This window comes from Pontibacter rugosus, from assembly GCF_042678745.1.
Classification (GTDB): Bacteria; Bacteroidota; Bacteroidia; order Cytophagales; family Hymenobacteraceae; genus Pontibacter; species Pontibacter rugosus.
In genome coordinates this window covers 1-12,232 of sequence record NZ_JBHTLD010000159.1, presented here as the reverse complement: position 1 = coordinate 12,232, position 12,232 = coordinate 1, and the positions used below count along the sequence as shown (strand labels likewise).

Genomic DNA, 12,232 nt, shown 5'->3' with positions numbered 1-12,232 from the left:
ATAACTTTTAAAAAATGATGCCTTAGTTTATTGCCATCACTGAGAAAAGAAAGCGCGTTGTGGTTTAAAAGAAGGAGTGGCATTCTGCTGATTTAGGTAATTGAACATCAGGTTCAAAGCGGCCAGATGGTTTTACTTCTTTTTCGAGAAGCAGGTAGTGTTTCTTGTAAACCTTCTGTTTCTGGCCCTGATGCGGGTATTGACGCCTTCTATGTTTTTAGTGTAGGCTTTTCCGATAGTATGCTTTTCCAGCGGCATTACTTTCAAGAATGCTTTCCAATGGTCGGTGCAGTATTCACCGGTTTCCTCGTCCTGAAACTTTTAAGCAGTTGCCCGGACTGTTTCGGCGCTTCAGCCGCCTCACCTGTAGGCCAACATTTCATCTGCCTCCGAGGTGTAGGCATGCAGCAGCCAATATTTCCCGTTCTTGCGTCGGCCCACAAAACCCATACCTGGTCTATCCGGATGGATGTGTAATGGTGTTGTGCCGATCGGCTCCCCTGCCTGTATAGGTTGTCCAGAACACACCTCCTGCTGATGCCGAGGAGCTCCTCCATGGCCCGGATTTCCCTCCAAAAGCCGCAGTATCACCTGTCTTATGGCTGAGCCTGCTCCTTTATTCTGGTAACTGGGCTGAAACTGCTTTCGGCAGTGACGGCACAGCAAGTTCTGCTGCCCATTCCTTTTCTTTCCGTTTTTTACTACCTTGCCGCTCTGGCAGTGAGGGCAGTTTACCTTGATGAGAATCTCGCACATTCCATCTCCTTAAACCCTTCGCAGCCTCTTTTTATTCCATCATACTTTTTAAACCACTACCAAATTTTCATCAGGCGGTGTAGGGCAGTATCTTATTGATTCTGCCAGCTGGATATTCATGACCAGATTAATTGCTGAGTTTGGCAGCAGCACGCTTGCCGGCTATACCATCGCTTTTCGTGTTATTACCTTTACCATTCTTCCTGCCTGGGGCTTATCTTCAGCAGCTGCAACATTGGTGGGCCAAAACCTGGGCGCACGCAAAGCCAAAAGAGCGGAGGTGGCCGTGTGGCTGACAGCACGCTACAATATGATCCTGATGGCAACTTTCATGCTGATTTTTATACTTTATGGAAAGCATTTGTCTGGCTTTTTCACGAACGATGCAGCGGTAGTAAATATAGCCACAGAAGCTCTCCAGATCATTACCTTAGGCTATGTTTTCTTTGGCTTAGGCATGGTGATGGTAAAGGCTTTTAACGGAGCCGGCGATACTAAAACGCCAGCGCTTATCAATATCGCAGTACTTTTAATTCTCGAGATACCACTGGCTGATACTATGTCTATTTACTTAGACTACGCTGCTACAGGTGTTTTTATAGCCATCGCGTTTTGCCACTCATTTCATGCCTTAATAAGCTGGTGGTTGTTCAGGCGCGGAACCTGGAAAAAGACGCATCTATAGGGTAAGTAAGAGTTTTTTTAGCCTTGGTTTTTGCTTGCAAAGCGTTTATTTTAAACAGGCTCTTAATTTCAACATCCAGTTTAAACTTAACATGACAAAGCCTTTTCTTTTAAATTTGCAGCAATTAGTTTAATTTCAGAATCGAAGGTTGCAGATGAGTACAGGTTATACTTATACTTCATCTGTACTTTAAGTAAGAGCAAAAATAAAGCATAACTATACTTTGAAAACCATCAACACAAGTATATTCGCAGCTATCCTGCTAGGAATAAACACATTGGCTGGCTGTGGCAACGAAAACGAAAAAGCAGCGACCCAAGCTGTTAGCACAGTGTATGGCCCTGCCCCTGCCGAAATAAATTATGCTGTAGTAAAAGCCTACCCACACGACTCCAACGCTTTTACTGAAGGCCTGCTGGTGCATGAGGGAAAGCTCTACGAAAGTACGGGCTCACCATCAGATCTGCCAGACACGAAGTCTTTGGTAGGCATAGTGGATCTTAGCACAGGAAACATAGACACAAAAGTAGAGCTGGACAGGAAAAAATACTTCGGCGAAGGCATCGTAATCCTGAACAACAAGCTTTACCAGCTAACCTATGTCTCTAAAGTAGGTTTTGTGTATGATTTGAATACATTCGAAAAGTTGCAGGAATTCACTATTCCCAGCAAAGAAGGCTGGGGCATGACGACTGACAGTACGCACCTTATTATGAGCGATGGCACCAGTCAACTAACTTACCTGGATCCGGAGACCCTACAAAAAGCAAGAGTTGTTGGTGTTTATGACAATAACGGTCCCCTCAAAAACCTGAATGAACTGGAATATATCAATGGCTATATTTACGCCAACGTGTATACGACAAATACCATTGTTAAAATTGATCCTTCAAGCGGACAGGTAGTCGGGAAGATATACTTAACAGCCCTTGCCCAGGATGCCGCTCAAAAAAATCCGGCTTCGCTTGAGTTGAATGGTATTGCTTATAACCCGGAAACAGACCAGGTATTTGTCACAGGTAAAATGTGGCCGAACATTTACGAAATCAGCTTTAAACATTAAACCTCTCCTGTGTCTGATGTATGCTTTCTACAAGTATGAATACTCAGCTTGACCTTAAAAACAAAACAGCAACCCGATGATTGAGCTTATCAGAACGGATTCAGACAATGCAGATTTCAGGAGCCTGGTAGTTCTTCTGGATCAGGACTTACAGGAGAAAGATGGCGACGAGCATGCTTTTTACGCCCAGTATAACAAGCTAGATAAAATTTTTCATGTGTTAGTGGCTTATCAAAATAATGACCCTGTGGGCTGCGGAGCCATAAAGCAGTTTACGGCAGACACAATGGAAATTAAACGTATGTTCGTGAAGGAGTCGCATCGAGGGGAAGGGATCGCCGTACTTATTTTACAAGACTTAGAAACCTGGGCGGTGGAACTTGGCTATACCTCCTGTATACTTGAAACGGGTATAAAGCAGCAGGCTGCCATCAAACTTTACCAGAAGAGCGGCTATACCCTTATCCCAAACTACGGCCAGTATGCAGGTGTAGAAAACAGCCTTTGCATGCAGAAAACTCCTCACGTGTTACACTAAGGCTTGTGGCAAACAGCAATCAAAAGCAATCGCCTGCCACATCCACTCTTACATGAACAAAACAATATGATAAAGTATACCCCGCCTGCTCTCCGGACTGTAGAGGTAACGCGCTACGTTACGCCATTGCGCGAGGGCGGCTCGCTGCCAGCCCTTGTAGAGGCTGACGACGAGTTCTTATACGTTCTAAAATTTCGTGGCGCAGGGCAAGGCATAAAGGCACTTATTGCAGAGCTATTAGCAGGTGAAATTGCCCGTGCCCTTGGCTTTAAAGTACCTGAGCTAGTGTTTGCTACCTTAGACGAAGCGTTTGGCAGAACCGAGCCCGATGAAGAAATTCAAGACTTACTACGTGCCAGCGAAGGCCTGAACCTGGCGCTCCACTACCTGTCTGGCGCTATCACTTTTGATGCGCTGGTGACTACTGTGGATGCTACGCTTGCCTCTCAGATAGTATGGCTTGATTGTCTGGTTACAAACGTTGATCGCACCCCTCGCAATACCAACATGCTGATGTGGCACAAAGAGCTCTGGCTAATTGACCATGGCGCAGCCTTATATTTTCATCATGCGGGTTATAACTGGGAAGAGCAGGCCAAACGCCCCTTTGTGCAGGTAAAAGACCATGTGCTGCTGCCACAGGCCTCCGAGTTAGAAGCTGTTGACGCAGAATTCCGCAATATTTTAACACCAGAACGTATTCAGGGCATTGTTGCCCTTATTCCGGATGAATGGTTACTAACCACAGACTCTCCCTTTGAAACTGCAAGTGAGCACCGAAACGTGTACAGCAAATTTTTAGAGACAAGGCTCTCTCATACAAACGTATTTATTAAAGAAGCACAGCATGCCAGAAAAGCACTTATTTGAGTACGCCGTTATTCGCGTAGTGCCGTGCGTGGAGCGGGAGGAGTTTATCAACGTAGGCGTTATTTTGTACTGCTCCTCTAAAGGATATTTGAAAGCGATGTATAAGTTGAACGAGCAGCGCCTGTGCTCCTTTTCTGATAAGGTTGATGTAGCGGAACTACAGGAGCGCCTGCGTGCTTTTGAGCGAATTTGCCTTGGCCGAAAGGAAGGTGGCACCATCGGGAACCTGCCTGTTGCTTCACGCTTTCGCTGGCTTACGTCTACCCGCAGCACAGTGGTACAAACATCTCCTGTACACCCGGGTCTATGCACAGAACCCCAGGAAACGCTTGAGAAGCTATATGCGCAGTTAGTGCAGTAGCCAAGTTCCAAATCTATAAGTATGAGCCTGAAAGAAGAAATAGCAGCTTTTCTGATAAAAGAGTTTCCACAAACGAAGGTGACGGTGGAGGCTGTAGGAAACAAATTGGCTAGGGTAAAGCATAAAATAAGTACCGCTGAGCTAAGGCCTGGTGGCACAGTATCTGGCCCTGTCATGATGGCCGTGGCAGATGTAGCACTTTATGTAGCCATACTTGGTGAAATCGGCCTGGAGGCGCTTACGGTAACGACCAGCCTAAGTATAAATTTTCTCCGCAAACCCTCCGCCACCAGCGACATAATCGGCGAGTGCAGGCTGATGAAGCTCGGCAAGAAACTAGTAGTGGGTGAAGTTACAATTTACTCCGAAGACATGAAAGATCCTGTCGCACATGCTGTCGGCACGTACTCTATACCTCCGCGACAATCGAGCTGAACAGATAAAAGCCGCCTGCAATAACATTACAGGCGGCTTTTATACTTGTAGTTAGTTTACGCTATGCCCTCACCTGGCCTTTGCCTTTCACTATCCACTTGTAACTTGTCAGTTCGTCTAGCCCCATAGGCCCTCGGGCGTGGAGCTTTTGCGTACTGATACCAATTTCAGCGCCAAGGCCAAACTGTGCACCGTCAGTAAAGGCAGTAGAAGTATTAGCATACACAGCAGCCGCATCCACAGCTTTCAGGAAGTAATCTACGTGCTCTTCATTTTCTGAAATGATTGCCTCGCTGTGCCGCGATGAGTTTGTATTAATATGATCTATGGCTTCTTCCAGGCCTCCCACCGTTTTCACAGACATTTTAAGCGATAAAAATTCTGTTCCAAAATGCTCTTCCGTTGCCTGATGTAATTTTTCTTTAGGATAAGAAGCTTTTAAGGCCGCATAAGCAGGCGCATCAGCAAAAAGCTCCACTCCTTTCGCAGCCAATCCCTGCCCTATTTCAGCTAGATCCGGGAGTCGGTCTTCATGTATAACCAGGCAATCCAACGCGTTGCACACGCTGACACGGCGGGTTTTTGCATTTTCTACAATAGCTTTTCCATTGGCTAAATCAGCAAACTCATCAAAGTAAGTATGCACTATACCAGCGCCGGTTTCAATCACAGGCACTTTAGAGTTTTCACGTACATAGTTGATCAACCCCTGGCTCCCGCGAGGAATAATGATATCTACATAACCTACCGCTTGCAGCATTTCCTGCGTTGCTTCGCGGTTAGGCGGCAGCAGTTGCACGATGTTTTTGTCTACACCATTCTGCTCCAGCACCTCGTGAATTATTTTAACGATAGCAGTATTAGAGTCTTTCGCATCGCTGCCTCCTTTTAGCAACAAGGCATTACCGGAGCGCAGGCAAAGGCTAAACACATCAAAAGTAACGTTAGGCCGTGCTTCATATATTATTCCAATCACTCCCAGCGGCACCGATACTTTTGTTAAACTCAACCCATTCTCCAGCTTACGCTCCTGCAGCACCTTGTTCAATGGAGAATGCAAGGTAGCTACGCTGCGAATATCATCGGCAATTTGCTGAATTCTGTCTTCAGTCAGCTTAAGACGATCATACTTCGGATCACTGGTGTCCATTCGCTGCAGGTCTTGCTGGTTCGCTTCCAGTATAATATTTGTCGCCTCTACAGCTCTGGAAGCCAGCTCCTGCAGTACCTTTTTCTTGATATCCTCTGAAAGTAAAGTAAGCTTTCTGCTGGCTTGCTTTACGTCTTTAAAAGTCTTTTCCAATTCCATAGTTTACAGGCTGTGGTATTTAAACAAGTATAAATAATTGTAGTGGATGATCGGCTTTTGGTTGCTTAAGCCGATGCGCTCATTTGCTTTTTTAGAGCCGTACTCTGCCTTACCGAGACCTAGCTTTTCGCCGTTTTCATCTTTGATGCGGATAATATCTCCTTTAGAAAAGTTACCCACTATGCCTACTATACCCACAGGCAGTAAGCTGGCTGCCTCTTCAGCGTGCAGCACCTCTTTGGCACCTTCGTTTATCACTACCTCTCCTTTAGTATAATTATCGCTGTGCGCCACCCATTTCTTAGGGTTAGGCTTTGCTGATTCAGGCTCAAAGTAAGTTGCCTTTAGCCGCTTATGATAAAAATCTACCAGCACGTTGTCGCGGTTGCCGTTGGCGATGTATACATGTATGCCTAAGTAAGCTGCCTTGCGGGCCATTTTCATTTTACTGGCCATGCCGCCGCGCCCAAACGTAGATTTAGAAGAAGCAATGTAGCGGCTTACACCAGATGTCTTTTGGCCAACATGTTCTATGAGCTTAGAGGCAGGGTCATCCGGATGCCCTCTGTATATTCCGTCCACGTTGGTTAGCAGCAGCAAAGTGTCAGCATCAATCATGGCGGCGGTCATACTTGCCAGTTCGTCATTATCGGTAAACATGAGCTCTGTTACTGCCACAGCATCATTTTCATTGATGATGGGAATTATATCGTGGTTAAGTAAACCAAGCAGGCAATCTTTTATATTTAGGTAGTGCCGGCGCGACAGAAAATCCTGTGGCGTTACCACAATCTGGGCTATCTGGTGCCCCTCCTGCATAAACAGCTCCTTGTATGATTGAACAATATCTATTTGCCCTACCGATGCCAGTATTTGCTTCCGTACAACAGACTCTGTTTTGTCTTCTATTTTGATGTTGTTTCTGGCAAAAGCAACCGCCCCAGACGAAACCAGCACCACCTGCAGGCCCTGCTCTTTCAGAAAAGCTATTTGTTTTACAAGCGAAGCCATGCGGTCTCTGTCAGGAGATCCATCTTCCTGCGTTAACACATTTGAGCCAATCTTCACAACGACTAACTGTGGCTGATAATCCATACTTTATTTATTTTAAAAGCAATAGTATTTTGCTGCAACAGGATAACCTATTGCGTTATGCTTTCAACGTTAAAATTGATTGATTTGAGATGCTATCTTCCTCCTTATGCCGCGCAGACTCCAGTAACAAGAGCCGCTTATAATTCAAGAACCTGATTCTCCTTGAAGATATATGAAGAAACACAGGCCTAGGCAAAAGCTTTTTTTACCTGATTAGCATCAGCACAGGCAGGTGTCAGAACGACTGTCCTCAAAGGAACTGGAAAGCACCAGGCCAGCTATAAAAAAAGCTGTTCTGCAGCAGTTTTCTTCGGCACTTTTGGTTACCGAGCCTGCTACAAAACAGCTTATGATATACCTGAATACTAAGCGGTTTCTTTTTCGCGCTGTTCCTTCAGGTCAAGAATTCTTCTGTGAGAGCCCACCAAGCCCTTGATAACGGCAGAGCTAAGGCCCTGGTGCTCCATTTCGTTAAGGCCGGTAATAGTGCAGCCTTCAGGAGTGGTTACTTTGTCAATTTCCTGCTCTGGGTGAGATTTATTGATAGAAAGCAAAGTAGAGGCACCCTTGCTGACCTGCACAGCAATTTTCTGCGCATCTTCAGCATCAAGGCCTAACTGAATTCCACCCTGTGTTACGGCTCTTATAAAGCGCATATTAAAGGCAATTCCGCTTGAGCAAAGTACTGTAGCCCCGGCCATCAGCTCTTCTTCGATCACGAGGGTTTCACCTACGCAGTTGAAAATTTCTGTTACATGGTCTTCCACCAAAGCTGCTTTCTGATTGAATGCAAGGCACGTCATAGACTGCTGCACAGCGATGGCTGTATTAGGCATACTACGAACAATAGCGAAGTCACCTACAATGTCTCTGATATAATCGATGGTAACACCTGCTATTACGCTTAACAGTACGTGCTTTTCCGGGTCCAGAAATGGCTTTATTTCGTGCAGTACCTGCTCCAGGTGGGCTGGCTGTACGCATAAAAGTATATAACGGCAGCTTTTCACAGCAAAGGTATTATCGCTGGTTACCTGCAGTCCCTGGTCTTTTAAACTTTGTAATGATTTCGTGTTTCTCCTGGTTACATAGATATTTTCCGGCTGATATTGTCCGTTGCTAAAGAGTCCTTCTGCAATTGATTTTCCGAGATTTCCTGCTCCTAGGATGGCTACGTTATCTGTGTGCATGTGTTAGATGTATTGTGTTTTGCAGTGCCTGCATCAGGCAGACATGCTCTTAAAATACGTTGGTTCAGATGCAAAAGTACAAAAATATACCTTCAGATAAAAACAGCCAAAAGCTGCACAAAACTATTTAAACCAATTAGAATTGCATTATTAGCACATATCTGATCGCGGAAAAATCACAGATACACACTTAAGAGCCACTAAAATCCCAGAGGTAAAAATGAAGACAAAATTGCACCTAATTCGCCTGAACGGCACTTTTCCTGTTGCCGCTGCTGCGCGGGTTTTAAGAGCACAAGCTTTGAAGACAGCAACATTCCGGAAGTTGGGATATCTACAGAATTAAAAAAATGTTAAGTTTTTCGGAAGTCTTAGAATTTCTCCTCTACTCCCAGCCCAAAAAGCGCGTAATCATACTTTACCGGATCAGCAGGATCAAAGGTGCGGAGGTGCGCTGTCAGCTCTTCTGCGGTAAGCCAGTCCATACTTGGGCGGGTAATCAAGCCGAGGCGGCGGGCCACTCGCTCCACATGCACATCGCAAGGGCATACAAGATCGCTCATTGGCAGCTTTTTCCAGATGCCAAAATCAACACCGCAGTTATCGTTTCGCACCATCCAGCGCAAGTACATATTTAAACGCTTGCATGCTGATTTACGGGCTGGCGTGGCAACATGCTTGCGTGTGCGTTGCGGGGCATCTTCGAGGCTGAAAACCAGGTTATGAAAATGTTCCAGCCGCGCCTGCTGTGTTTGCAGTTCATTACCCTCTCCTGTAAAAGCCGTTTCCAGGCTATCATGTTTCTGATAATACCAACGGAAAAAATGCAGCAGGTACAGCAGGTCAGTATCATTAAAAGTACGGTGTTTAAAGCCCAGAAACTTCGGCAGGTCCTGCTCCTGGTGATGAAGTATAAAATCGTGGGGGGCGTTATCCATCAGCTCCATCAACTTTATACAGTTGTTTATGATCGTCTTCCGCTGGCCCCACGCCAGTATGGCGGCAAAGAAACCACTGATTTCTATGTCCTGCTTCTTAGTGAAGCGATGCGGAATGGAAACAGGATCGTTCTGAATAAAGTCTGGCTGGTTATACTTCTCTACCCTATCATCGAGCAGCGCCTTTATAGTAGCTAATTCTGGTTGTACCATGTAAACGTATACTAGATAGCAGGCAGGCTGGATACTATGTGCAGCAAAACTAAACGCCTGCCCATTACCACCGGCTGGAGAAATGGTTGATAGCCCATCATCAAATTAAAACAACCTGTTTTTATCATCAAAATTACCTAGTTGTGATGGCAAAAAAGAATTACGAAGCTTTACCGACCAGGCAGGATATTTGAGGAGGCTTATTTCTTTGATGTAGAAATAATAAACAGTAGTTAACAGCAGCACAAGGTTGCTGATACCCAAGGCGCCAAAATAATCTAACTTTCGGGACAGGTGCTTCCCAAGCAGGTCAGAAGAATTGCCTCCGTAAAACAGCATAATAATGATAAAGCCTGCCAGCAGCTTATAGTCTTTTTTCTCCTGGATATACCCTGCCAGCATAACTATAAGCGGAAGCGAAAGCAGAAAGTGCTCTGTATCGGTTATAACAAGGTTAGGAATCAAGGCAATCACCAAAAAGCACTCTACTACTAAACTTCTTTCCATAAACCCGGTAGTGCCTTTCTCTAAACTTAGGTTGATTTTGCGGTTACGCAGGAAAAACAAAGTATAAATTAAGCCCAGGAAAGTAAAAAGATACACCTCAAAGTATAAAAGAGGCTCCAGATCAGTATAGTCATGAACAAGGTATTCTATTGTATTGACGCTTACCAAATAGCTGCCGTGCGCCATCATAGACTGTACCCATTCCTGGTGCAGCCTGATGTTGTCAGCAAATCCAATGAAAACCGATGGAATGAGCACCAGTAAACAAAGTGCCAGCCCCATGTGCAGCAGCACCTTCTTTTTCTGATGCATAACCAGCGGGAGCAGCAAAAGCAGAAAATACGGTTTGGTTATTATAACGAAGGCAAAAAGCCATCCTGCTCTCAGGTTCTTTGACTTCAGCGTATAGTATACACCGCCGCTCACCAGCAACAGAAGTATAATATTGATGTTACCAAGGTGTAGCTCCCGAAACAGGTGTATAAAAACACAGACAAAGACACCGGCTAACAATCGGTTCCTGCCTTTTATTTGAAACAGGTAATTATTAACCAGTTTGTACAGGAAAACAACAGCCCCTATGGAGCAGCACGTAAGCAGCAAGAAATGAAGTATGCGGGCTGTTTCGAAGCTAAACAGACTATAAGGAGTAAAAAGAAGCAATGTAGCCGGAGAGTACTTATAAAAGCCTGTATCTAAACCGAACGCTATGCCATATACCTGGTTCTCGTGCAGAAAAGCCTGCACCGCCTCATAGTATACTTTAAAGTCGTTCATGCGAAAGCGGCCATTAATATGCTCCGCTACAAAAAGAGCAAGGCAAACGGCTGCTCCAAAAAGCACGAACTTAAAAGGGAATCTTAGCTTAGCTAGTATTTGCTGCATAAGTGGGTAATGATAATGCTTAACCTATTCAGAACCAGTTAAAATGTTAAAATTAACAGAATAGTTTCTAACTAAAAACCCAAGCATCGAAATAGCTCCTAAAATACAGGCAGATCATAGCAGGAGGCAGCAGATAACTTAGATTACTTGCCATATCATACACTGTAAACACAACAGCTAACGAAAGAAACAGCAGGAAACAGAAGCAGCTATAGCGACAATTTCAGCAGAATAAGTAACTTTGGTTTGCAAGACAACAAAATCAAGCATAGTTTTACCTTCTTATTAAGGATACAACCAAGTTTACTTGTATGGCAACCACAGCTGATATTAAAAATGGTGTTGTAATCGAGTATAACAACGATCTATACGTTGTTACCGATTTCCAGCACGTTAAGCCAGGAAAAGGCCCAGCGTTCGTTAGAACTAAGCTGAAGAATGTTAGATCCGGAAAGGTGCTGGATAACACCTTCTCGGCCGGTCATAAAATCACGACTGCCCGTGTAGAGCAGCGCCCGCACCAATATATCTTCAAAGATGATCTTGGTTATCATTTTATGGACCTGAACTCATTTGAGCAGGTTTCTCTGGAAGAGGCGATGGTGCCTTTTGCAGACTTGATGAAAGAAGGCCAGGAAGTTACTATTCTTTTCCATGCTGAAACAGAGACGCCGCTTACCTGCGACATTCCTCCATTTGTGGAATTGACAATTACCTATACTGAGCCGGGCTTGAAAGGTGATACAGCTACAAACGCTTCAAAACCAGCCATTGTTGAGACAGGCGCTACTATTCAGGTGCCGCTGTTTATTGGCCAGGACGAAAAAATAAAAGTAGATACTCGTACGTATTCATACGCCGAAAGAGTTAAATAAAACATGAAAGCGAAAGAAATCCAGGACCTGATTGACTTTATCGCCAAATCTGGCTTGAATAAAGTTAACATCGAAACAGAAGAATTTAAGATCTCGGTTAAGCGTGATCCGGACCAGAAGGTGAAGTATGTGAAAGACTCTGGTGCTGCGGCCCAGGCTGCCCCTGCTCCAGCCGCTGCGCCACAACCAGCTGTTGCTGCCCCGGCTCCAGCCGCTGCGCCAGCCCCGGCTGCTTCTGACGACAGCAAGTACATAGCTGTAAAAGCACCTATGATCGGTACCTTCTACCGTGCCTCCAGCCCAGAAACGCCTGTGTTTGTAAACGTGGGTGACGAAGTAAAGAAAGGACAGGTAATCTGTATCATCGAAGCCATGAAACTGTTCAACGAGATCGAATCTGAAGTATCAGGTAAGGTTGTAAAGGTGATGGTAGACAACGCCTCTCCTGTTGAGTACGATCAGCCACTATTCCTGGTAGATCCTTCTTAAATTAGAAATCTAAAATTATAAAT

Annotated in this window: 14 protein-coding genes and 2 pseudogenes; 8 read left to right on the top strand and 8 right to left on the bottom strand. The window is 45.0% G+C overall.

Annotated elements, in window-relative coordinates; translation table 11 throughout:
* Positions 1-132 precede the first annotated feature (132 nt).
* The 3 genes and pseudogenes from ACFQ2O_RS15520 to ACFQ2O_RS15510 all read right to left on the bottom strand — a co-directional run.
* Positions 133-285: pseudogene (locus ACFQ2O_RS15520) on the bottom strand (IS1 family transposase); the annotation flags it as partial.
* A 75-nt stretch (positions 286-360) separates the two neighbouring features.
* Entirely contained in the window at positions 361-591 is a 231-nt protein-coding gene (locus ACFQ2O_RS15515) for a hypothetical protein (protein WP_377529558.1), read from the bottom strand.
* A gap of 54 nt (positions 592-645) precedes the next feature.
* Positions 646-756: pseudogene (locus ACFQ2O_RS15510) on the bottom strand (transposase-like zinc-binding domain-containing protein); the annotation flags it as partial.
* A 118-nt stretch (positions 757-874) separates the two neighbouring features.
* Here ACFQ2O_RS15510 and ACFQ2O_RS15505 point away from each other — a divergent pair.
* The 6 genes from ACFQ2O_RS15505 (at position 875) to ACFQ2O_RS15480 (ending at position 4,708) form a co-directional block, all read left to right on the top strand.
* On the top strand, positions 875-1,441 hold the full coding sequence (locus ACFQ2O_RS15505) for an MATE family efflux transporter (RefSeq protein ID WP_377529555.1): 567 nt from the start codon (positions 875-877) through the stop codon (positions 1,439-1,441).
* 223 nt (positions 1,442-1,664) lie between these two features.
* Positions 1,665-2,504, top strand: coding sequence for a glutaminyl-peptide cyclotransferase (locus tag ACFQ2O_RS15500; RefSeq protein WP_377529551.1), 840 nt, complete (start codon positions 1,665-1,667; stop codon positions 2,502-2,504).
* Between the two features lie 76 nt (positions 2,505-2,580).
* Entirely contained in the window at positions 2,581-3,042 is a 462-nt protein-coding gene (locus ACFQ2O_RS15495) for a GNAT family N-acetyltransferase (RefSeq protein ID WP_377529549.1), read from the top strand.
* A gap of 66 nt (positions 3,043-3,108) precedes the next feature.
* On the top strand, positions 3,109-3,912 hold the full coding sequence (locus tag ACFQ2O_RS15490) for a HipA family kinase (protein ID WP_377529545.1): 804 nt from the start codon (positions 3,109-3,111) through the stop codon (positions 3,910-3,912).
* The gene (locus ACFQ2O_RS15485; protein WP_377529541.1) at positions 3,890-4,273 is read left to right on the top strand and encodes a DUF3037 domain-containing protein; all 384 of its coding nucleotides are present in this window, start codon (positions 3,890-3,892) and stop codon (positions 4,271-4,273) included. Before ACFQ2O_RS15490 ends, ACFQ2O_RS15485 begins: the two co-directional genes overlap by 23 nt.
* 21 nt (positions 4,274-4,294) lie before the next feature.
* Positions 4,295-4,708, top strand: a complete 414-nt coding sequence (locus tag ACFQ2O_RS15480) for a PaaI family thioesterase (RefSeq protein WP_377529538.1) — start codon at positions 4,295-4,297, stop codon at positions 4,706-4,708.
* A 61-nt stretch (positions 4,709-4,769) separates the two neighbouring features.
* On the opposite strand, the gene ACFQ2O_RS15475 is transcribed toward ACFQ2O_RS15480, so the two are convergent.
* The 5 genes from ACFQ2O_RS15475 to ACFQ2O_RS15455 all read right to left on the bottom strand — a co-directional run bounded on the left by ACFQ2O_RS15475 (position 4,770) and on the right by ACFQ2O_RS15455 (position 10,845).
* Entirely contained in the window at positions 4,770-6,017 is a 1,248-nt protein-coding gene (locus ACFQ2O_RS15475; protein ID WP_377529535.1) for a glutamate-5-semialdehyde dehydrogenase, read from the bottom strand.
* Between the two features lie 3 nt (positions 6,018-6,020).
* Complete coding sequence (gene proB / locus ACFQ2O_RS15470) at positions 6,021-7,112, bottom strand: glutamate 5-kinase (RefSeq protein ID WP_377529531.1); 1,092 nt, start codon at positions 7,110-7,112, stop codon at positions 6,021-6,023.
* A 365-nt stretch (positions 7,113-7,477) separates the two neighbouring features.
* Positions 7,478-8,302 (bottom strand): pyrroline-5-carboxylate reductase, encoded by an 825-nt coding sequence (proC, locus tag ACFQ2O_RS15465; RefSeq protein ID WP_377529527.1) that lies wholly within the window; start codon positions 8,300-8,302, stop codon positions 7,478-7,480.
* 371 nt (positions 8,303-8,673) lie between these two features.
* Positions 8,674-9,453 carry a TIGR02757 family protein gene (locus tag ACFQ2O_RS15460; protein ID WP_377529524.1) on the bottom strand — a complete coding sequence of 260 codons (780 nt, stop codon included), beginning with the start codon at positions 9,451-9,453 and terminating at the stop codon, positions 8,674-8,676.
* 105 nt (positions 9,454-9,558) lie between these two features.
* On the bottom strand, positions 9,559-10,845 hold the full coding sequence (locus ACFQ2O_RS15455; RefSeq protein WP_377529521.1) for a glycosyltransferase family 87 protein: 1,287 nt from the start codon (positions 10,843-10,845) through the stop codon (positions 9,559-9,561).
* A 311-nt stretch (positions 10,846-11,156) separates the two neighbouring features.
* Between ACFQ2O_RS15455 and efp the strand changes: the two genes are divergently transcribed.
* Together efp and accB are read left to right on the top strand one after the other, a co-directional pair.
* Positions 11,157-11,720, top strand: coding sequence for an elongation factor P (efp, locus tag ACFQ2O_RS15450; RefSeq protein ID WP_377529516.1), 564 nt, complete (start codon positions 11,157-11,159; stop codon positions 11,718-11,720).
* Between the two features lie 3 nt (positions 11,721-11,723).
* Positions 11,724-12,209 (top strand): acetyl-CoA carboxylase biotin carboxyl carrier protein, encoded by a 486-nt coding sequence (accB, locus tag ACFQ2O_RS15445; RefSeq protein ID WP_377529513.1) that lies wholly within the window; start codon positions 11,724-11,726, stop codon positions 12,207-12,209.
* Positions 12,210-12,232 lie beyond the last annotated feature (23 nt).